Raw genomic sequence first — 20,620 nt, 5'->3', positions numbered from 1 at the left:
GCTTGAATGTGGTGCGATGGGGGCTTGTGGGGGGTGGGGGGGGGGGGGGCCACCTGACCGGCCGGGGGGCGGCTATGGGGGTCACACGCCTTTGGGCGGGGGGGGCGCGGGCCCCTTCGGCGTGAGGGTGGTGTCAGACGGTCGGAGAGGTGTCACGCCCCTCGCGGCGCCCTTGGGGGCGCGGCGGCGGGTGACGGGTGGGGCGAGGGCCTCAGAAGGCCTCCTCCGCCAGGTCCATGATCTCGTTGTCGATGCCCTCGGCGATCAGCCGCTGCGGGGCGACGGTCGGCAGGACGTTCTTGGCGAAGAAGCGGGCCGCCGCGACCTTGCCCTGGTAGAACGGGACGTCCTTCTCCGAGGCGCCGGCCTCCAGCTTGGCCAGGGCCACCGCGGCCTGACGCAGCAGCAGCCAGCCGACGACGACGTCGCCGGAGACGAGCAGCAGGCGGGTGGTGTTGAGGCCCACCTTGTACATGTTCTTGACGTCCTGCTCGACCGAGGTGAGGTCGGCCAGCAGCTTGCCCACGATGGCGTCCAGGTCGCCGACGGCCTTGGCGAGCAGCTCGCGCTCGGCGGCCAGGGCGTCGCCGCCCTCGGCCGCGCCGAGGAACTTCTGGATCTGCTCGGACAGCGCGGTGAGCGCCTGGCCGCCGTCCTTGACGATCTTGCGGAAGAAGAAGTCCTGGCCCTGGATCGCGGTGGTGCCCTCGTAGAGGGTGTCGATCTTGGCGTCCCGGATGTACTGCTCGATCGGGTACTCCTGCAGGTAGCCGGAGCCACCGAAGGTCTGCAGGGACTGGGCGAGCTGCTCGTAGGACTTCTCGGAGCCGTAGCCCTTGACGATCGGCAGCAGCAGGTCGTTGAGGCGCTCGGCGGCCTCGTCGCGCTCGCCGCGCAGGCCGGCGGCCACCATGTCGTCCTGGACGGACGCGGTGAACAGGACCAGCGCGCGCATGCCCTCGGCGTAGGCCTTCTGGGTGAGCAGCGAGCGGCGCACGTCCGGGTGGTGGGTGATGGTGACGCGCGGGGCGGTCTTGTCCAGGAACTGCGAGATGTCGGCGCCCTGCACGCGCTCCTTGGCGTACTCCAGGGCGTTCAGGTAGCCGGTGGAGAGGGTGGCGATGGCCTTCGTGCCGACCATCATCCGGGCGAACTCGATGATCTTGAACATCTGGCGGATGCCGTCGACCTTCTCGCCGAGCAGCCAGCCCTTGGCCGGGTGCTTGGCGCCGAAGGTCATCTCGCAGGTGTTCGAGGCCTTGAGGCCCATCTTGTGCTCGACGTTGGTGGCGTAGGCGCCGTTGCGCTCGCCCAGCTCGCCGGTCTCCCAGTCGAAGTCGAACTTGGGGACGATGTACAGGCCCAGGCCCTTGGTGCCGGGCTTGCCGCCCTCGGGGCGGGCCAGCACCAGGTGGATGATGTTCTCGGACATGTCGTGCTCGCCCGAGGTGATGAAGCGCTTCACACCCTCGATGTGCCAGGAGCCGTCCTCCTGCTTGATCGCCTTGGTGCGGCCGGCGCCCACGTCCGAGCCCGCGTCGGGCTCGGTGAGGACCATGGTGGCGCCCCAGAGGCGGTCGGTCATCCGCTGGGCGACCTTCTTCTGCTCCTCGGTGCCCTCGTCGTGGACGACGCCGGCGAAGGCGGGGCCGGAGGAGTACATCCAGATGGCCGGGTTGGAGCCCAGGACCTGCTCGGCGTAGGCCCAGATCAGGGAGGACGGGGTGACCTGGCCGCCGATCGCCTCCGGGATGCCCAGACGCCACCACTCGGCGTCCATGTAGGTCTGGTAGCTCTTCTTGAAGGTGGCCGGGACCGGCGCGGTGTTGGTCTCGGGGTCGAAGACCGGCGGGTTGCGGTCGCTGTCGACGAAGGACGCGGCGAGGTCGTTCTCGGCGAGGCGCGAGATCTCGCTCAGGATGTTCTTCGCGGTCTCGACGTCCATGTCCGCGAACGGTCCGGAGCCGTAGACCTGCTCGCGACCGAACACCTCGAAGAGGTTGAACTCCACGTCCCGCAGGTTGGACTTGTAGTGACCCATGGCCGTTTTCTCCGGTTCGTCGCTTCCGGGAGACCGCCGCGTTCGGGCGCCCCGTACCCACCAGTACGCATCATGATGCTACCCAGCGGTAACTTGGGCAAGCCCCTGGCGGTGAATCCGCTATGAACGTGGTCACGTCCCACAAGGCGGGACGACCAGTCCTTGTCAGGATCGACGCCCGCACGGGCGGGTGCGCTCCCGATAGCCTGTCCGTGTGTACGGATATGACCAGAACGCATACCCGGGCGACCCCTACCAGCAGCAGGCGGGTCCGCAGCCGGGCATGAACGGCATGCCCGGCCCCGACGCCTACGGCGCGCAGTCGCAGGCATCCCAGCAGTCCCTCTACCCCGAACCCTCCCCGCCGTCGCTGGCGGACGCCGTCCGGGCGTTCACCACGGGCTCGATGGCGGTCGAGGACTTCCAGGCCATCTTCATCACCTCGAAGGTGCACTGCCCGCGAGGTGAGCGGCCCGGTTTCCTGGCGCTGCACAACACGCCGACGCCGGTGATCCCGATGTTCAGCTCGCTGAAGGAGCTGCGCCGCTACGCCGGCAAGGACTCCAAGCACTTCACCGTCACCGGCGCCGAGGTCCTGGACCTGCTGCCGACCGGCTACGGCTTCGCGCTGGACATGGAGGGCGAGCACCGGATGGTGTTCGACGCCAAGGCGGTCGAGCAGATGGTCGACTTCACCATGCGCCGCATGTACGGCTGACCCATCCTGGAGGAGGAGCCCCGCGCTCCTTCGTCACCATATGGTTCAACTTTCAACTTGCTTGTTGTTGAGAATTGAACTAACCTCGTGGACGTAGGCCAGAGGAACCCCCCGAAGGAGGCCGACATGCCCGCCGTGACCGTCGACAACCCGCTGACCCTGCCGCGCGTCGCCACCCCCGACCCCGCCGCCACCAGCGCCCGGCCGGTCCTCACCATCGCGACCGCACCCGAGGGCTTCGAAGGCGAGGGCTTCCCCGTCCGCCGCGCCTTCGCCAAGATCAACACCAAGCACCTCGACCCGTTCATCATGATGGACCAGATGGGCGAGGTGGAGTACGCCGCCGGCGAGCCCAAGGGCACGCCCTGGCACCCGCACCGCGGCTTCGAGACGGTCACCTACCTGATCGACGGCGAGTTCATCCACAAGGACTCGCACGGCGGCGGCGGCCACCTCGGCGGCGGCGACACCCAGTGGATGACGGCCGGCTCGGGCATCCTGCACATCGAGACGCCGCCGGAGTCGCTGGTGGCCACCGGCGGCCTGTTCCACGGCATCCAGCTGTGGGTCAACCTCCCGGCCTCCGACAAGATGGCCGCCCCGCGCTACCAGGACATCCACGGCGGCCACGTCAAGCTGCTCTCCACCCCGGACGGCGGCGCGATCCTGCGGCTCATCGCGGGCGAGCTGGACGGCCACCGGGGCCCGGGCGTCACCCACACCCCGATAACCCTCCTGCACGCCAGCATCACCCCGGGCGCGCAGGTCACCCTGCCGTGGCGGCCGGACTTCAACGCGCTCGCCTACGTCCTCAACGGCGACGGCACCGTAGGCGCCGAGGGCCGCCCGATCCACACCGGGCAGGCGGCCGTGTTCGGCGAGGGTGACACCATCACCATCACCGCCGACACCAAGCAGGACTCCCGCCACCCCAACCTGGACGTGATCCTGCTCGGCGGGCAGCCGATCCGCGAACCGGTCGCCTGGTACGGGCCGTTCGTGATGAACAGCCACCGCGAACTGGAGCAGGCCATGCGGGACTTCCAGTCCGGCCGGTTCGGCCACCCGATCGACTGACGGCACCACCCCCGGCGACGCCTCGGCCGTCCTCCGCGCGCTACAGGAGCGCGTAGACGGCCGAGGCGTCGTCGTGCGCCTTGCCGCGCGGCCAGCGCTCGCAGGCGGCGTCCGCCCGCTCGACCTCGCGGACCTGCGCGATCAGTTCGCCCGGACCGGACTCGGCGAGCAGCCGCAGCGCGTCCGCCCAACTCCCCAGCCCGAAGCGTTCGGTGAAGCGCGAGGCGCCGTCGGTGAGCGCGGCCAGCGCGTGCAGCCGCTCCAGCCGGACGAAGCCGGTCTCGGCGTGCCCGGCCGCCTTCGGGCTGGCCGCGGCGATCCACGGACCGTTGCCCCGGTTGCGGGCGGACCGGACGGCCAGCGCGTACTCCAGGTGCAGCGCGGCCCGCTCGGCCGAGCCGGGGACGGTCGCCCAGACCTGCCGGCGCAGTTCCTCCCCGCCGGGGAAGCGCTGGTTGTCCCCGATCACCTTCGGCGGGCCGTCCTTGTACTCCAGCACCAGCAGCGAGTCGCCGAGCACCAGGTACTCCAGCGACTCGCCGTGCCGGCGGGCCGCCACCACCATCGCCGCGGGGGTGTTGGGGTGGCCCAGGTCGCAGCGGCCGCCGTGCAGCGCGGCCGTCTCCACGATGGCGTCGGCCAGGCACTCGGCGATCGAGCGGTCCACCCGGTCGGTGAGCCGGGCGAGCAGGTGCACGCCCAACCGGCGGACGTACCAGGCGGTTCCGTGCCGGCACCCGGACTCCAGGCCGGTCGGCGAACTCGCACCGTCCAGCAGTACCAGCGCCTCCGGCGAGGCCGCCGCGAAGTCCTCGCTCTCGCGGTCCGGCCGCCGTGCTTCCCCTGCGAGCTGTAGCTGCATCCCGACAGTGTGGCCGCCGCCCCCGGCCCGCGCCCAGACCCCTGCGCCGGTGTGGCGCGGGCCGGTCGCCGCCGCCCGGTGGCAGCCGGGGCAATCCGGTCATACCGTCGAATAACGACCGGACAATTCGGCCAATCAGGGCCTGTCAGGTTTGAGATCACCTTCGGGTGTCCGGGCGGCCCGGGACTGACGAGGAGCAGGAGATGTTCTGGGAGTTCATCGTGCTAGTGGCCGCCTCGACCGGCTTTCCGACCGCCGCGCTGCTCTTCCTGATCGGCGGGCCGCGCTTCCCCGACGAACAGCGCGGCGGCCGGCACGCCTAGCTCTCCGAACCGGGCTCTCCGGACCCGCGTTCCTAGGCCTTCCAGACCGGGTCCCGCCCGAGCAGGGCCAGCGCGCGGTCGAACCGGCCGCCCGCCGTACCCGCTTCGAGGCGCGGCGCGAACGCCTTGCCCGGCACCCGGTTCTCCGGTGCGGCCGGGACGGCCTCGGCGACCGCCAGCAGGGTCGCCGCCAGCGCCTCGTCGCCGTCCACGACCGCGGTGAACGGGGCCTGGACGCCGAGCGCGGCCGCGACGTCCCAGCCGTGCACCAGGGTGTCGAGCAGGTGGAAGCCGACCGCGTGCGCCAGCGGGAAGGGGCCGCCGTGCTGGATCTCCGGCAGCCAGACGTCGCGCCCGGCCGCTGCGGCCTCGCGGAACGCCGCGGTGAGCTCGGTGCCCGTGCGGCGGAAGGCGCCCGCCGGGTCGTCGCCGACCGGGGCGTCGGCCCAGAGCGCGAGGTCGGGCCCGGCGCCGCGGGCGGCCGCGGCGAAGCCCTGGTGCTGGCCGACGATGTGCCCCATCAGCCGGCGCAGCGTCCAGCCCGCGCACGGGCTCGGCAGCTCCAGCTGGTCGGGCCGCAGGCCGTCCACCACTTCGGCGGCCAAGTCCAGCGATCGGGCGTGCAGTTCGACGAGTTCTCCGGCACGGCTCATGCGGCGCTGACCTCCTGACCGGCCGACAGGAAGCCGATCGCGTTGTCGATGACGGTGGGCTCGGCGACGATCCGGCGGTGGCCGAGCCCTCGGGTGACCAGTAGCTCCAGCCGGTCACCGTACGCGGCTTTCAGGCGCCGCGCGTGTGATATTCCGACCACGTCGTCGCCCTCGTCGTGCGCCACCAGGATCGGCAGCGGCACCTCCTCGGGCCGGTGCGCGGCGTCGAAGCGCCGCCACGGGTCCTCGGTGCCGGCGAACAGCTCGTGCTCGATCCGGTGCCGCAGGTCCCGCTCGATCACCGGGCCGAGGCCGAGCCCGGCGCAGAACGCGCCCGGCAGGTAGGCGAATTCGCTGACCCCGGCGAGGGCGACCAGCCGCCCGGCCCGGACTCCCTCGCGCAGCGCCAGGAACGCCCCGGCCACGCCCAGCGAGTGCGCCACGATCGCCTCGAACCCGCCGTAGCCGTCCTGGAGTTGCCCGGCGATGGCGCGGTACTCCAGCACCGTGGTGGCCCGGCCGCCGGAGTCGCCGTGGCCCGGCGCGTCGAAGGCGACCGGGCTCAGCCCGAGCGCGCGCAGCCGGGGCACGTAGGGGGCGAAGCGCGAGGCGCGGGAGCGCCAGCCGTGCATCAGCAGCACCGGCCGGGCGCCGTCGCCCCAGCGGTAGACGACAACCTCCTTGCCGTTCACGGTGATCCGCTCGACGGCGGCCTGCCGGTGGGTCTCCCGCTCGGCGGGGCGGACGGCGCTGCGCCGCAGCGGACGCTGGAACAGCTCGTACGCGGCGCGGCCGGCCAGCCGGGGCGCCAGGTGCGAGGTGGTGTTGAGGGCGGTGCGAACCAGTGCGAGGGCCGGGTCCATGCGGTCTCCCTGTCGGTGCGGACGGGCGTGCCGGGGTGCGGGGGCCGTGCTGGGTCCGGATATTAGCACGACCGTTCGTACAGTTTTATGGACGGGAAGTCCGCCGCCCACCCCCGGGCTACCCTGGCGGCACACACGGCGACGGCGACGACGACAACGAGAACTGAGGTGGCCGATGGCCGGATCGACCACGGACGGACGGGTCCTGCGCGGCGAGGAGACCCGCCGGGCGGTGCTGCACCGCGCCGTCGCGATCGCCTCCGTCGAAGGCCTCGGCGCGCTCTCCATCGGTCGCCTCGCCACCGACCTCGGGCTCAGCAAGAGCGGCGTGTTCGCCGGCTTCGGCTCCAAGGAGGAGCTCCAACTCGCCACCGTCCGCGCCGCCCGCCGCATCTTCGCCGACGCCGTCGTCGCCCCGGTCGCCGACACCCCGCCCGGCCTCGCCCGGGCCCGCGCCCTCTGCGAGAGCTGGCTCGCCTACTCCCGGGCCCGGATCTTCCCCGGCGGCTGCTTCTTCTACGAGGTCACCGCCGAGTTCGACGCCCGCCCCGGCGCCGTCCGGGACGCCCTCGCCGACTGCGCCCGCGAGTGGCGCCAGGTGATCGCCGACGCCCTCGCCGAGGCCCGCGCCACCGGCGGCCTGCGGCCCGACACCGACCTCGACGACCTCGCCTTCGCCCTGATCGCCCTCCTGGAGACGGCCAACTCCCAGGCCGTGCTGCACGACGAGGACATCCCCTACCAGCGGGCCGCCCGCCTCCTGCTGCGCCTGCTGCGCGCCGAGGCCACCGACCCGGCCGACCCGGCGCTCGCCTAGGGGCTCTCTTTCGGATCACGTCGGATCAGCGCGCGGCGTCGGAGTGCGTGCATCGCAAGGCGGAGGAGGGAGTCCATGCGGAGTATCGGCGACCGACGACAACGCGGCGAGGTGCGTGCTCCGGCGTCGCGCGCCCGGCGTGATCCGAAAGAGAGCCCCTGGGTCGCTTCTAGGCTTCTCGGCCCAGCGCCCCTTCCAGGAAAGCCGCCTGGGCCAGCAGCCGCTCGTCGCCGCCCGCCGTGCCGACCACCTGGAGGCCCAGCGGCAGCCCCTCCGCCGTCCGCCCGGCCGGGAGGCTCAGCGCGGGCAGGCCCAAGTAGCTCCACGGCAGCGACATCACCGGGTCCCCGGTGCTGTGCAGGCCCTCCGGCGCCCCGCCGGTCGCCGACGGCGCCAGCCACAGGTCCACCCCGGCCTCGGCGGTCGCCCGGGCGACCCGCTCGCGCAACCGCTCCCGGGCCTGGAGCGCGGCCGCCCGGTCCTCTGCCGCGACGCCCTGGCCGACCCGGATGCTGGCCGCCGTCTCCGGCCGGTACAGGCCGCCGAACCGGGCGAACCAGTCGGCGTGGCCGCGGGCCAGCTCGAAGCGGTTGATCGTCTGCAACTGCCGGGTGATCCCGGCGAAGTCCGGGAACAGCGGCACCCGGCGCACCGTCAGGCCGGTCTGCGCCAGGCGCTCCAGGCTCTCCTCGAAGGCGCGCAGCGCCGCCGGCTCGGCCCGCTCCAGGTACGCCCCGTCCGGGACCCCGAGCACCGGCCGGCCCCCGGCCGCCGCCCCGCCCCGCCAGTCGTCGCCCCGCCAGTCGTCGCAGAGCAGTGCGGCCGCCAGGGCCGCCCCGGCCAGGTCGGCCGTGAACACCCCCAGGGTGTCGAAGCTCGGCGCGTTCGGGATCACCCCGGCCATCGGGATCCGCCCGTACGTGGGCCGGAAACCCACCACCCCGCAGTACGCGGCCGGCCGGATCACCGACCCCACCGTCTGGGTGCCGACCGCCAGCGGCACCAGCCCCGCCGCGACCGCCGCCGCCGACCCGCTGCTGGAGCCGCCCGGGGTGTGCCCGGAATGGTGCGGATTGCGGGTCGGTCCTGGCGCGCTCGCCGCGAACTCGGCGGTCACCGTCTTTCCGGCGACCAGCGCCCCGGCCGCCCGCAGCCGGTCCACCACCACGGCCTGCGGCCCCGCCAGGACTCCAGGCGGCAGCGCCGAACCGCCGTGCGTGGGCAGCCCGTCCACGTGCACGATGTCCTTGACCCCCACCGCCACCCCGTACAGCGGCGGCCGCCCGGCCGGCTCGGGGTGCCGCGCGGCCAGCGCCCGCGCCTGCGCGCGCAGCCGATCGTGCCGCCCCGGCTCCGGGACGAACGCGTGGATCAGCGGGTCCACCCGCTCGACCAGCGCGCAGAACCGGTCGACGTGCTCGGACAGGCCCGGTACGCCGGACCGCAGCCCGGCGGCCTCACGGGTCAACGACCGCGGCTTGGCAAGGGGTTGCTCCATGCCGATCACGGTAGACCACCCGTTGGCGCACTACTGGTGTTCGGCCGACAGGTACGGCGTCTCGCGCAGGTAGTACGCCCCGCAGGTGTGGCAGCACAGCTCCGGTGTCTTGCCCCAGTCCACCGGCTCCCGCACCTGCGCGTCCGGGTCGAGCTCCCGGCCGCACATCGCCACGCTCTCCACCCCCCGGACCATGTGCCACAACCGCACCCCGCCGGTCGCACCCCCGGCCCCGTACTCGGCTCGCATCTGGTGCTTCATGCGGCCATCGTCAGGCCCCCCGGCCACCCCGGCAACCGGTGGCCGAACGGGCGCCTGGGCAGCATCGATCACTTAGCGCCAAATCTGATCGAAACAAGCCACTCGCAACCGGTAGGGTTCGCGGGCGCGACCCGCGCCGACGGCCCTGCCGGACGCCTCAAGTCGCCCGAAATCGACCCCATTTACCCCAATCTGGAGCTTCTCAACGTGCGCTCTTCTCGCCTTCTGGCCGCCTCCGCGCTGATGGCGCTCTCCTTCGGCACCACGGTCGGCGCCGTCAGCGCGAGTGCGGTCGGAGTCCCCTCCTCTCCGCCCCCCACCTCCACCACGGCCACCCCGAGCGCCCCGGCGCCGAGCACCCCGGCCCCGAGCACCACCCCGAGCGCCCCCACCACGGCGACTCCGAGCACCACCCCCAGCAGCACCGCGACGGCCACCCCCACCAACCGGCCGTCCACCCTGCCCATGCCGACCCCGACCAACAGCATGCGGTGCAGCGGCGGCGTGCACCAGAGCCCGCTGCTCAAGGTCACCGGCTCCGGCCTGTACGGCACCACCCTGGTCAAGGGCGGACCGGCCGCCGAGCTGAGCGTGACCTGGCAGAACAACAGCGGCATCGATCTGCCCGTCGTCCACAACTCGCTCTACGTCACCGACGAGTTCGACGGGGACTACCCCGTCCAGTGGAGCACCGAGTTCTTCGATGTGCAGCTGAACACCGGCTCCGGCTGGAAGCCCGCAAAGCTCGACGACCGCTCCCTCCAGTCGCCGGACATCAAGCTGGCCAAGGGCGAGAAGATCACCTACCAGGTCCGGATCGCCGCCACCGCCAAGGCCCCTGTCGGGAACTACGGCGCCAACTACGACGCCGGCTCCGACGCGTTCGACAACGACAAGGTGCCCACTCCGGCCAACAACAAGCCGAACGCCTGCACCCAGTTCTACAACCCCTTCGAGGGCAAGTTCCGGGTCGCCGAGGCCGGTGGCGCCACGACCCCCGCGCCCCCGGCGTTCGTCGTATCAGTTCGTCGTATCAGCTCGTCGTATCAGCCCGCCGTCATCAGCGCGTCGTCATCAGTTCGCCGTGTCAGGACGCCTGCAGCAAGGCGCCGTCCTGCCACTTGAGGATCTTGTCGAAGCTCACGATGGCGCCCCGGAGCGGGTGGTTGCGGAGCTGGACGTGGTCGGTGAGGGCGTGGATGAGGAAGAGGCCGCGGCCGGATTCGGCGGTGAGGTCCGGGAGGGCGTCGAGGTCCACGGGGCGCAGCGTGGGCACCGCGGGGCGGGCGGGGAGGACGTGGGTGTCGTAGGGGTGGCCGTCGCGCCGGGGCTGGTGGGCGGTGAGGACCCGGGCCGGGACGGTGGCGCGGCCGCGGCGGGGGCGGCGGTGCGCGGTCGGGCGGGGCGGCGGCGGGGGGACGGGGCGGCGGCGCAGCGCCGGGGCGGGGGTGCCGACGGGGCCGGGCAGGCCGGGGCCGGAGTCGGTGACCTCGATCCGCAGGCGGTCGCCGCTGATCGAGGCGGTGACCTGGAAGCCGTCGTCGGGCCGCCCGCCGGCGCCGTGTTCGACGGCGTTGGCGCAGGCCTCGCTGAGGGCGACGCCGAGGTCGTGGGCGATCTGCGGGTCGACGCCCGCCGTCGCCATGGCACCGAGCAGGATGCGCCGGGCCAGCGGGACGCTGGCCGGGTCGCGCTTGAGGTGCAGAGTCCACCAGATGTCCACGGGAGGTCCCTCCTGGCTGCGGCTCCACATACAACTAGGTATCTCCGGGCGATTCGGCGGTGAACCGTGCCCGGGGCCCGCTGCCGCCCGTTCGGCGGATGGACTGAGGCCGTGGATTGTGCCGAGTGGCGCACTCTCCGGCCTGCACGCCGCTGCCGAACGGGGCATTCGTAGGGATTTCCCACCCTGCCCACGCGGGCGAGGTAGGCGGTGAGATGATGTCTCGGCCATGACTGCCCTCCCCGCCGCCCCGCTCCCGGGCGCCCTCGCACCGGATGCGCCGGTGGGGGCCGCCGCCTGGGACCTGCGGCTTGCCCGGGCCGTCCCGTTCGCCCTGGTGTGCACGCTGATAGCGGCCGCCGGGCACGCCCTGGCGGGTGGCGGGAACGTGCCGCCGGCCGCGTTGGCGACGGGCTTCGCCGCGGTGCTGGTGCTCGCGGTGGCCTGCGGCGGGCGGGAGCGTTCGCTGACGGCCATCGCCGGTGCGCTGGGCGCGGGTCAGCTCGGGCTGCACTGCCTGTTCCACAGCTTCAACGGCCACGCCGCGATCGGCGGCATGGCCGGCATGCACCACGGCGGCTCCGGTCCGCTGACCCTGCCGACCGTGGCGGGCCGGCTGATCTGCAACGAGGCGCGCCCCGGCACGCTGGCCGGCCTGCCCGGGAGCCCGACCGCCGAGCAGCTGGTCTCCTCGGCGGGCCTGGACCCGAACGCGTACGCCGTCGCCCCGTGGTGGCAGGGCGGCGTGTTCGGGATGACGCCGTCGATGCTGGCCGGGCACCTGGCCGCCGCGCTGGTGGCGGGCTGGTGGCTGCGGCGTGGTGAGGCGGCGCTGTGGCGGCTGGTGCGGGTGACCGCGTCGGCGGCCCGGGAGCACTGGGCGGCGCCGCTGCGGTCGGCGCTGGTGCTGGTGGCGGCGCTGCTGCGCGGCCTGTTCGGCGCGGCCGGTCCGGCCCGTCGGTTCGGGGTCCGGGGCGGGGAGAGTCCGCTTCCGGCGGGTGCCGCGCTGCGGCACAGCGTGGTGCGGCGCGGTCCGCCGCGCGGGGTCTTCGCGTACTGATCCGGCTCCTGGCGCCCCGTTCGTGTCGGGCCCCGGTCGTGCGCAGCGTCCCCGGGCCGGTCCCGTGTGTCCCCGACATCCCGTGTGTCCCCGACACGCCGACGGCCCCCGGTTTCCGCCCCCACACGTCCCCAGCACGTCCCCACGCGCGGCCCCGCCGAGGCACGGTCTTCCCGTCGCCCGGACGCGGGCCGGTCCGCCGAGCTCCGATCGGAGACACCCCATCATGCGTTCCCTTCCCACCCGCCGTCTCGCCGCCGTCGCCCTCACCGCCGCCGCCTCCGTGGTGGCGCTGGCCGGCCCCGCGTTCGCGCACGTCACCGTGAACCCGGGTGCGGCCGCCCAGGGCGGCTACACGGCCGTCGACTTCCGGGTGCCGAACGAGAGCGACGCCGCCGGCACGGTGAAGCTGGAGGTCAACCTCCCGCTGGACCACCCGCTGGCCTCGGTCCGCACCCTGCCGCTGCCGGGCTGGACCGCGGCCGTCGAGAAGGCGAAGCTCGACAAGCCGATCAAGGTGCACGGCAGCGACGTCAACGAGGCCGTCTCCAAGATCACCTGGACCGCCGACGCCGGCACCAAGATCGCCCCCGGTCAGTTCCAGGAGTTCCGGGTCTCGATCGGCCCGCTGCCGTCCGACGCCGACAGCATGGTCTTCAAGACCCTGCAGACCTACGACAACGGCGACGTCGTCCGCTGGATCGACGAGTCCAAGGACGGCCAGCCCGAGCCGGCCCACCCGGCCCCCGTCCTGAAGCTCACCAAGGCCGCCGCCGGTGAGGACGCCCACGGCGGCGTCACCGCCTCCCCCTCCGCGGGCGCCCACGGCGACAGCTCCGACCACGCCGCGGCCCCGGCCGGCGCCAAGACCAGCGACTCCACCGCCCGGGTGCTCGGCGTGGTCGGCATCGTGGTCGGCGTGATCGGCACCGCCGTCGGCGTGCTCGGCCTGCGCCGCCGGAGCAGCGGCTCCGCCTCCTGACCCACCCCGCCGGCGGGGCCGTACCCACGCCCCGGGTACGGTCCCGCCGGCGGTCCCGCCCCGCACGATCGGATCTCCCATGCCCCGCACCACCCGCACCACCCGCCTGGCCGGCGCGGCCGCCGTCGCGCTCGCCGCCGCCCTGACGCTGACCGCCTGCGGCTCCTCCGGGGGCGGCTCGACCCCCGCCAAGGTCACCAAGCAGAAGTCCGACTCGCCGTACCAGGGCACGGTGCTCACCAAGAACTTCGAGAAGCCCGACCTCCAGCTGACCGACACCTCCGGCCAGCCGTACGACCTGCGGCAGCAGACCAACGGCAAGACCACGCTGCTGTTCTTCGGCTACACCAGCTGCCCGGACGTCTGCCCCACCACCATGGGCGACATCGGCGTCGCGATGAAGGCGCTCCCGGCCGAGGAGCGGCAGAAGGTCAACGTCGTCTTCGTCTCCACCGACCCGCAGCGCGACACCCCCAAGGTGCTGCGCACCTGGCTGGACTCGATGGGCAGCGACTTCATAGGCCTGACCGGCGACCTGGCCAAGGTGAAGACGGCCGCCAGGTCGCTCGGCATCATGATCGAGGACCCGGTGGTCAACGCGGACGGCACCGTCACCTCGACCCACGGCGCGCAGGTGCTGGCCTTCCTCCCCTCGGACGACAAGGCGCACGTGCTCTACCTGAGCGGCACCGAGGAGAAGACCTACGAGCACGACCTGCCGCTGCTCGCCAAGGGGGTCGCGGCATGAAGGCCTCGACCGGCCACGCCCCGGCCGGCCGCGCGACCCTCGGCTTCCGGCGGACGGCGCTCACGGGCGCGGTACTGGCGACGGCCCTGGGCGGCGGCGCCATCCTGGTCGCCTGCGGGGCAGGCGGTCAGGACGGTGCCGGCGGCGGGGCGGCCAAGCTGAGCGTCGCCGACTCCTACATCCCGCTGCCCCCGGCCGGCGGGATGGCCGCCGGCTACCTGACCGTCCGCAACGACGGCGGGCAGGACCAGCTGGTCAAGGTGAGCAGCCCGGGCGCCGAGTCCGTCACCATGCACCGCTCGACCCCGTCGAGCATGGAGCAGGTCCCGAGCCTGGACGTGCCCGCGCACGGCGCGTTGCAGTTCGCCCGCGGCGGCACCCACCTGATGATCATGGGATGGCAGAAGGCCCCCGCCCTCGGCGACGAGCTGGAGCTCGACCTGACCTTCGCCAAGTCCGGCACCCTGTCGGTCAAGGTGCCGGTCAAGGAGCTCACCTACCGCCCCGGCCAGAGTTAAGGGGACCGCCAGCATGGAGAAGGCCGCCCACCGCCGCATCGCCGGACTGCTCGGGACGCTCGGCGCGCTGCTCGCGCTGATGCTCGCCGGCGCCGGACCGGCCGCCGCGCACGCCACCCTGGAGTCCACCGACCCGCACCAGAACTCGGTGGTCGCCACCGCCCCGCAGGCGGTCACGCTGACCTTCAGCGAGTCCGTGTCGCTGTCCAGCGACTCGGTGCGGGTGCTCGACCCGGCCGGCAAGGCGGTGGACACCGGCAACCCTGGGCACGCCGACGGCAAGGCGGACACCGCCCGGGTCGGACTGAACAGCGGGCTCGCCAACGGCACGTACACCGTCGCCTGGCGGGCCGTCTCGGAGGACTCGCACCCGATCGGCGGCGCGTTCACCTTCTCCATCGGCGCGCCCTCGGACACCTCGGTGTCCGCCACCGCGCTCCAGGGCGCCAAGGCCGACGGCCTGGTCTCCGCCCTCTACGGCACCGGGCGCACCGTCGCGTACGCGGCGTTCGCGCTGCTCGCCGGCGTCGCCGCGTTCGTGCTGATCTGCTGGCCAGAGGGCGCCACCCGGCGCCGGATGCAGCGGCTGCTGATGACCGGCTGGGCGGCGCTACTGACCTCCACCGTCGCGGTGCTGATGCTGCGCGGCCCGTACGAGCGCGGTTCGGGGATCGGCAAGGCCCTCGACCTGTCGCTGGTGCGCGCCACCCTGGACGAGCGGATCGGCACCGCGCTGGCCGCCCGGCTGCTGCTGCTCGCGGCGAGCGGGGTGTTCCTGTCGCTGCTGGTCGGCCAGTTGGGGCAGCCGGCCCGGCCGGCGGCGCAGCCCGGCGGCGCCGGGAGCGCGGGAAGCGCCGGAAGTGCCGGAAGCGCGGGCGACGAGGAGGCCGAGGAGGCCGAGGAGGCCGAGCTGCGGGAGCTGGAGCAGCGCGCCGCCGAGCGGCCGCAGCGCGAGGCCCGGCTGGGCCTCGGCGTCGCCGGGCTGGTGCTCTCGATCGCCCTGGCGGCGACCTGGGTCGGCGCCGACCACGCCTCGGTCGGCATCCAGGTCTGGCTGTCGCTGCCGCTCGGCATGCTGCACCTGATCGCGATGGCGCTCTGGCTGGGCGGCCTGGCCGCGCTGCTGGTCGCGCTGCGCGAGGGTGTCGGCGCGCAGGTCGTCGACCGCTTCTCGAAGGTCGCCTTCGGCTCGGTCGCGGTGCTGGCCGCCACCGGCGTCTACCAGTCCTGGCGCGGCCTCGGCAGCTGGGGCGCGCTGACCGGCACCGAGTACGGGCGGCTGCTGCTGGTGAAGACCGGCTGCGTGGCCGTGATGCTCGGCGCCGCCTGGTTCTCCCGCACCTGGCTGGCCCGGCTGCGCGCGGCCCCGGCCGAGGCGGCGGAGATCGAACCGGCCGCGGTGCCGGAGCCGGTCGGCGCAGCCGCCGCGCACTCCGAGGACCCGCTCCGGCAGGCCCAGCTGGCCCGCCAGCAGGCGGCCCGGGAGAGCGCCGGGCGCGAGCGCGGACTGACCCCGACCAGGGCCGGGCTGCGCCGCTCGGTGCTGGTCGAGGCGCTGGTCGCGGTGGCGGTGCTGGTGGTCACCACGATGCTCACCAACTCCCCGCCCGGGCGGGTGGCGAGCGAGGTCAAGGCCGGTGCCGTCGCACCCGCCGCCGGGCCGGCCGCCGGGGGCGCGCCCGCCCCGCAGACCGAGCCGGGCCGCACCGTGGAGCTCAAGCTCCCGTACGACACCAAGGGCCGCACCCCGAACGCCAAGGGGACCGCGACCGTCACCCTCAACCCGGCCCGGACCGGCCCGAACGAGGTGCACCTCGCGCTGACCGGCGCGGACGGGCAGCCGGTGGACGTCCCCGAGGTGCAACTCGCCTTCACCCTGCCGGACCGCGACCTCGGCCCGCTGCCGGTGGCGCTCACCCCGGAGGGCACCGGCCGCTGGAGCGGCACCGCGCAGCTGCCGCTGGCCGGCACCTGGGTGGTGTCGGTACAGATCCGCTCCTCCGACATCGACCAGACCACCCCGACCCAGCAGTTCAAGATCGGCTGACCACGATGGAGCACACCTCGACGGACCGCACCACGGCGGACCGGGACACGACGGAGAGGGCGGAGGCGGAGAGGCCTGCAGCACAGGGTGCTCAGGCGCCCGGCCGCGCCGGCTTCACCCGGCGGGCCCTGCTCGGCACCGCCGGCGCCGGGCTGCTGGCCGGCGCCGGAGCCGGCGTCGCCGGTGCGGTCGCCCTGGACCGCCCCGGCGCAGCGCCCGCCGCCGGGCCAGGCGGCGCGCTCGGCGCGGCCCGGGTGCCGTTCCACGGCGAGCACCAGGCCGGCATCCTCGAACCCCAGCAGGCCCGGGTCCAGCTGGCCGCCTTCGACCTGGCCGAGGGCGTCGGCCGGGACGGGCTGCGCACCCTGCTCCAGCGCTGGACGAAGGCCGCCGAGCGGCTGACCGCCGGGGAGCCGGCCGAGGACGCCGACAACCAGGTGGCGCTGGACGCCGGCCCCTGCTCGCTCACCCTCACCGTCGGCTTCGGCGCCGCCCTGTTCGACAAGGCCGGGCTGGCCGACCGCCGCCCGCAGGCGCTCGAACCGCTGCCGCCCTTCCCCGCCGACGCGCTCGACCCGGCGCGCGGCGACGGCGACCTGTTCGTCCAGATCGGCGCCGACGACGCCCTGGTGGCCGTGCACGCGCTGCGGGTGCTGCAACGCCAGGCGGCCGGCACGGCGGCACTGCGCTGGCAGTCGGCCGGCTTCGCCCGTACGCCCGGTGCCACCGCGCGCCCGATGACCGGCCGCAACCTGATGGGCCAGATCGACGGCACCAACAACCCCCAGCCGGGCGAGGACGGCTTCGCCGCCAAGGTGTTCTGCACCGCCGGGCCGGACCAGCCGGCCTGGCTCGCCGGCGGCTCGTACCTGGTGTTCCGGCGGATCCGGATGCTGCTGGACAACTGGGAGGCGCTGCCGACCGACCGGCAGGAGCGGGTGATCGGGCGGCGCAAGTCGGACGGCGCGCCGCTCGGCGCGCCCGCCGGGGCCGGCGAGCGCACCCCCGTCGACCTGGCCGCGCAGGGCCCGGACGGCGCGCTGGCGATCCCCGCCGACGCGCACGTCCGGGTGGCCGCCCCGGCCGCCAACGGCGGGGCGGCGATGCTGCGGCGCGGGTTCTCGTACCACGACGGCCTGCTGCCCGACGGCTCGCCGGACGCCGGGCTGCTCTTCCTCGCCTTCCAGGCCGACCCGCGCAAGGGCTTCACCCCGGTGCAGCGCAAGCTGGCCCGGGGGGACGGCCTCTCCCGCTTCCTGCGGCACGAGGCCAGCGGCCTGTACGCGGTGCCGCCGGGCGTCCCGGCCGGCGGCTACCTCGGCCAGCAGCTCTTCGAGTAGCACGCCCCCGACGGTCTCCGGTCCCGGCCACTGAAACGCTTTCCTGGCCGGCGCGCGGAGTCGTTATGGTGACTTCTTCGGCAACACCCCTGCCCCGGTTCCACCCTGTTCCCCACGGAGGCGTCATGTCGGCCACCCGCTACACCTACCTCGGCCCGGCCGGCACCTTCACCGAGGCGGCGCTGCGCACCCTGCCCGAGGCCGCGACCCGGGAGCTGGTGCCGCTGGCCTCGGTGCCGCTGGTGCTGGACGCGGTACGCGGCGGGGACGCCTCCGGGGCGTTCGTCCCGATCGAGAACTCGGTCGAGGGCGCCGTCACCGCGACCAATGACGAACTCGCCGCCGGCACACCGCTGATGATCTACCGTGAGGTGCTGCTGCCGATCTCCTTCGCGCTGCTGGTGCGGCCGGGCACCGACCTGGCGGGGGTCAAGACGGTGACCAGCCACCCGGTGGCCCAGGCGCAGGTGCGCCGCTGGCTGGCGGCCAACCTGCCGGACGCGCAGTGGGAGTCGGCCGCCTCCAACGCGGACGGCGCCCGGCTGGTCGCCGAGGGCCGCTACGACGGGGCGTTCGCGGGCGAGTTCGCGGCGCCGATCTACGGGCTGGACCCGCTGGTCAAGGACATCGCGGACGCGCAGACCGCGACCACCCGGTTCGTCCTGGTCGGCCGCCCGGGCCGGGTCTCCTCGCCGACCGGCGCGGACAAGACCTCGATGGTGGTCTGGCTGCCGGACGACCACCCGGGCGCGCTGCTGGAGCTGCTCCAGGAGTTCGCGGTGCGCGGGGTCAACCTGATGCGGATCGAGTCGCGGCCGACCGGTGAGGGCATCGGCAACTACTGCTTCCTGATCGACTGCGAGGGGCACCTGTCCGATCGCCGGGTGGCGGAGGCCGTGATGGGGCTGAAGCGGATCTGCCCGCAGGTGCGGTTCCTCGGCTCCTATCCGCGCGCCGACCGGCAGGTCTCCACGCACCGGCGGCCGGGGACCTCGGACGACGATTTCACGGCCGCCGCCGACTGGCTCTCCCGGTGCCTCGACGGGCGCGGCGACATCTGATCCACGCGACGGCACCGCGACGGCACCGCGACAACATCTGACCGCCGTCCTTTGTCTTTCCGCCCTTTTCCGATCGTTTTCCCGCGGCCGGACGGAAGGGGGCGGGTGACCGCACCCGTCGTCCACAGGGGCCCGTGGCCCCGGAACCCGCCATCCACAGGGGCGGGGACTATCCACAGCCGAAAGTTATCCACAGGCCTGGGGATGAGTCGACAAACCGGTATAGCCACTGCGGGTTTCGGTCGGATCATTGGTTAGCGGCGTAGAGATGACTAATCGGACCAGAGTCACCCGTGTGCCAGCAAATCACCTGTCTGAGTGCTTCAATTCCCTCACCCGAGAAGGTCAAATGAGGTTTGAAACCTCAATTCCCTGGCTTCGGTGATCGGAGGGCCGACCTCCCCTTCAATCCACAGGCACCGCCCGGATCCTGTGGATAACCCTGGCCCCGCCCGATCCTCACAGAAGTTATCCACAGGATCCGGGCGGTTATCCCCAGGGGAAAACCCGTACCGGTGGACGAGCCTTGGCCCGGTACGCTTGGGCCTGTGATTGACCTTCGCCTGCTTCGTGAGGACCCTGACCGAGTGCGCGCCTCGCAGCGCGTCCGTGGCGAGGACGTCGACCTGGTCGACGCCCTCCTCTCCGCCGACGAACGGCGCCGGTCCTCGGGCAGTCGCTTCGACGAACTGCGCAGCGAGCAGCGGACGCTCGGCAAGCAGGTCGCCCAGGCCAAGGGCGAGGAGAAGGCCGCCCTACTGCAGCGCACCAAGGAGCTGGCCGCCGCGGTCAAGGCCGCGGACGCCGAGCAGGGCGTGGCCAAGGAGGAGGCCGAGCGCCTGCTCCGCTCGCTGGCGAACCTCATCGACCCGGCCGCCCCGGTCGGCGGCGAGGAGGACTTCGTCACCCTGGAGGAGATCGGCACCCCGCGCGACTTCGCCGCCGAGGGCTTCGAGCCGCGCGACCACGTCGAGCTCGGCCAGATCCTGGGGGCGATCGACACCGAGCGCGGCGCCAAGGTCGCCGGCGCCCGCTCGTACTACCTGACCGGTGTCGGCGCGCTGCTGGAGCTCGCCCTGGTCAACATGGCCATCGCCCAGGCCACCGCGGCCGGCTTCATCCCGATGATCACCCCGACCCTGGTCCGGCCCGCCGCCATGGACGGCACCGGCTTCCTCGGCCAGGCCGCCGAGAACGTGTACCACCTCGCCGAGGACGACCGGTACCTGGTCGGCACCAGCGAGGTCCCGCTCGCCGCGTACCACATGGACGAGATCCTCGACGCCGAGAAGCTGCCGCTGCGCTACGCCGGCTACTCGTCCTGCTTCCGCCGCGAAGCCGGCACCTACGGCAAGGACACCCGCGGCATCATCCGCGTCCACCAGTTCGAGAAGGTGGAGATGTTCGTCTACACCACTCCCGAGGACGCCGAGAACGAGCACCGCCGCCTGCTCCAGTGGGAGAAGGACTTCCTCAACGCGCTGGAGCTGCCCTACCGGGTGATCGACGTCGCCTCCGGCGACCTCGGCGCCTCGGCCGCGCGCAAGTTCGACATCGAGGCCTGGATCCCGACCCAGGGCAAGTACCGCGAGGTCACCTCGACCTCCAACACCACCGAGTACCAGGCCCGCCGGCTCTCCATCCGGATGCGCGAGGAGGGCAAGACCCGCCCGCTGGCCACCCTGAACGGCACCCTGGTCGCCATCCCGCGCACCATCGTGGCGATCCTGGAGAACCACCAGCAGGCCGACGGCTCGGTGGCCGTGCCCGAGGCGCTGCGGCCGTTCCTCGGCGGGCGGACCGTCCTCGAACCGGTCAAGTAGCACCGCGCCACCCGCACCACCCGCAACTCCCGGGAGACGTACGGCCCATGAGCACCACCAGCCCCAGCCCCGTCTCCCCCAACGGTGAGCACCCGAGCGGTGGGGGGGGGGGGCGGGGCGCGGGGGGGGCCGCCCCCCCCCCCGCCCCCGCGGCGCCCCCCCGCCCCCCCCGCCCCCCCGCCCCCCCCCCCGCCGCCCCCCCCCC

Annotated in this window: 19 protein-coding genes; 12 read left to right on the top strand and 7 right to left on the bottom strand. The window is 73.5% G+C overall.

What is annotated here, in order from left to right; genetic code table 11:
• Window positions 1–211: 211 nt before the first annotated feature.
• Complete coding sequence (locus ACFV6D_RS18925; protein ID WP_063348359.1) at window positions 212–2,041, bottom strand: acyl-CoA dehydrogenase; 1,830 nt, start codon at window positions 2,039–2,041, stop codon at window positions 212–214.
• A gap of 214 nt (window positions 2,042–2,255) precedes the next feature.
• On the opposite strand from ACFV6D_RS18925, the gene ACFV6D_RS18920 reads away from it, so the two are divergent.
• Window positions 2,256–2,759, top strand: coding sequence for an SseB family protein (locus tag ACFV6D_RS18920; protein WP_063348360.1), 504 nt, complete (start codon window positions 2,256–2,258; stop codon window positions 2,757–2,759).
• Between the two features lie 126 nt (window positions 2,760–2,885).
• On the top strand, window positions 2,886–3,836 hold the full coding sequence (locus tag ACFV6D_RS18915; RefSeq protein WP_063348361.1) for a pirin family protein: 951 nt from the start codon (window positions 2,886–2,888) through the stop codon (window positions 3,834–3,836).
• Window positions 3,837–3,876: 40 nt separating this feature from the next.
• On the opposite strand, the gene ACFV6D_RS18910 is transcribed toward ACFV6D_RS18915, so the two are convergent.
• From ACFV6D_RS18910 to ACFV6D_RS18900, 3 genes are all read right to left on the bottom strand, one after another.
• On the bottom strand, window positions 3,877–4,698 hold the full coding sequence (locus ACFV6D_RS18910) for a protein phosphatase 2C domain-containing protein (protein WP_063348362.1): 822 nt from the start codon (window positions 4,696–4,698) through the stop codon (window positions 3,877–3,879).
• Window positions 4,699–5,053: 355 nt separating this feature from the next.
• Window positions 5,054–5,674, bottom strand: a complete 621-nt coding sequence (locus ACFV6D_RS18905; RefSeq protein WP_380560542.1) for a TIGR03086 family metal-binding protein — start codon at window positions 5,672–5,674, stop codon at window positions 5,054–5,056.
• Complete coding sequence (locus ACFV6D_RS18900; protein ID WP_380335405.1) at window positions 5,671–6,537, bottom strand: alpha/beta hydrolase; 867 nt, start codon at window positions 6,535–6,537, stop codon at window positions 5,671–5,673. Before ACFV6D_RS18900 ends, ACFV6D_RS18905 begins: the two co-directional genes overlap by 4 nt.
• A 175-nt stretch (window positions 6,538–6,712) precedes the next feature.
• Between ACFV6D_RS18900 and ACFV6D_RS18895 the strand changes: the two genes are divergently transcribed.
• On the top strand, window positions 6,713–7,354 hold the full coding sequence (locus tag ACFV6D_RS18895; RefSeq protein WP_380560541.1) for a TetR/AcrR family transcriptional regulator: 642 nt from the start codon (window positions 6,713–6,715) through the stop codon (window positions 7,352–7,354).
• Window positions 7,355–7,523: 169 nt separating this feature from the next.
• On the opposite strand, the gene ACFV6D_RS18890 is transcribed toward ACFV6D_RS18895, so the two are convergent.
• Both ACFV6D_RS18890 and ACFV6D_RS18885 read right to left on the bottom strand, forming a co-directional pair.
• Entirely contained in the window at window positions 7,524–8,852 is a 1,329-nt protein-coding gene (locus ACFV6D_RS18890) for an amidase (RefSeq protein WP_380560540.1), read from the bottom strand.
• A gap of 30 nt (window positions 8,853–8,882) precedes the next feature.
• Complete coding sequence (locus ACFV6D_RS18885) at window positions 8,883–9,113, bottom strand: hypothetical protein (protein WP_380373502.1); 231 nt, start codon at window positions 9,111–9,113, stop codon at window positions 8,883–8,885.
• A 207-nt stretch (window positions 9,114–9,320) separates the two neighbouring features.
• On the opposite strand from ACFV6D_RS18885, the gene ACFV6D_RS18880 reads away from it, so the two are divergent.
• Window positions 9,321–10,238, top strand: a complete 918-nt coding sequence (locus tag ACFV6D_RS18880) for a hypothetical protein (RefSeq protein ID WP_380560539.1) — start codon at window positions 9,321–9,323, stop codon at window positions 10,236–10,238.
• Here ACFV6D_RS18880 and ACFV6D_RS18875 read toward each other — a convergent pair.
• On the bottom strand, window positions 10,201–10,836 hold the full coding sequence (locus ACFV6D_RS18875) for an ATP-binding protein (RefSeq protein ID WP_380560538.1): 636 nt from the start codon (window positions 10,834–10,836) through the stop codon (window positions 10,201–10,203). The genes ACFV6D_RS18880 and ACFV6D_RS18875 overlap by 38 nt on opposite strands.
• Window positions 10,837–11,065: 229 nt before the next feature.
• Between ACFV6D_RS18875 and ACFV6D_RS18870 the strand changes: the two genes are divergently transcribed.
• The 8 genes from ACFV6D_RS18870 to serS all read left to right on the top strand — a co-directional run bounded on the left by ACFV6D_RS18870 (window position 11,066) and on the right by serS (window position 20,415).
• Entirely contained in the window at window positions 11,066–11,896 is an 831-nt protein-coding gene (locus tag ACFV6D_RS18870; RefSeq protein WP_380430372.1) for a hypothetical protein, read from the top strand.
• A 226-nt stretch (window positions 11,897–12,122) separates the two neighbouring features.
• Entirely contained in the window at window positions 12,123–12,878 is a 756-nt protein-coding gene (locus ACFV6D_RS18865; protein WP_380560537.1) for a YcnI family protein, read from the top strand.
• Between the two features lie 79 nt (window positions 12,879–12,957).
• Window positions 12,958–13,626 (top strand): SCO family protein, encoded by a 669-nt coding sequence (locus ACFV6D_RS18860; RefSeq protein WP_063348371.1) that lies wholly within the window; start codon window positions 12,958–12,960, stop codon window positions 13,624–13,626.
• Window positions 13,623–14,144: a copper chaperone PCu(A)C gene (locus ACFV6D_RS18855; RefSeq protein WP_079135711.1), complete on the top strand. Its 522-nt coding sequence runs from the start codon at window positions 13,623–13,625 to the stop codon at window positions 14,142–14,144. The genes ACFV6D_RS18860 and ACFV6D_RS18855 overlap by 4 nt, the downstream gene beginning before the upstream one ends.
• 13 nt (window positions 14,145–14,157) lie before the next feature.
• Complete coding sequence (locus tag ACFV6D_RS18850) at window positions 14,158–16,191, top strand: FixH family protein (RefSeq protein WP_380560536.1); 2,034 nt, start codon at window positions 14,158–14,160, stop codon at window positions 16,189–16,191.
• Window positions 16,192–16,196: 5 nt separating this feature from the next.
• Complete coding sequence (gene efeB, locus ACFV6D_RS18845; protein ID WP_380560535.1) at window positions 16,197–17,531, top strand: iron uptake transporter deferrochelatase/peroxidase subunit; 1,335 nt, start codon at window positions 16,197–16,199, stop codon at window positions 17,529–17,531.
• Between the two features lie 125 nt (window positions 17,532–17,656).
• Window positions 17,657–18,592, top strand: coding sequence for a prephenate dehydratase (gene pheA, locus ACFV6D_RS18840; RefSeq protein WP_063348373.1), 936 nt, complete (start codon window positions 17,657–17,659; stop codon window positions 18,590–18,592).
• A 548-nt stretch (window positions 18,593–19,140) separates the two neighbouring features.
• Window positions 19,141–20,415, top strand: a complete 1,275-nt coding sequence (serS, locus tag ACFV6D_RS18835; protein WP_079135713.1) for a serine--tRNA ligase — start codon at window positions 19,141–19,143, stop codon at window positions 20,413–20,415.
• Window positions 20,416–20,620 lie beyond the last annotated feature (205 nt).

It is taken from the genome of Kitasatospora sp. NPDC059812, assembly GCF_042732075.1.
Taxonomy (GTDB): Bacteria; Actinomycetota; Actinomycetes; order Streptomycetales; family Streptomycetaceae; genus Kitasatospora.
The sequence above is the reverse complement of the archived record's forward strand: the minus strand, read 5'-3'. Positions and strand labels throughout refer to the sequence as shown.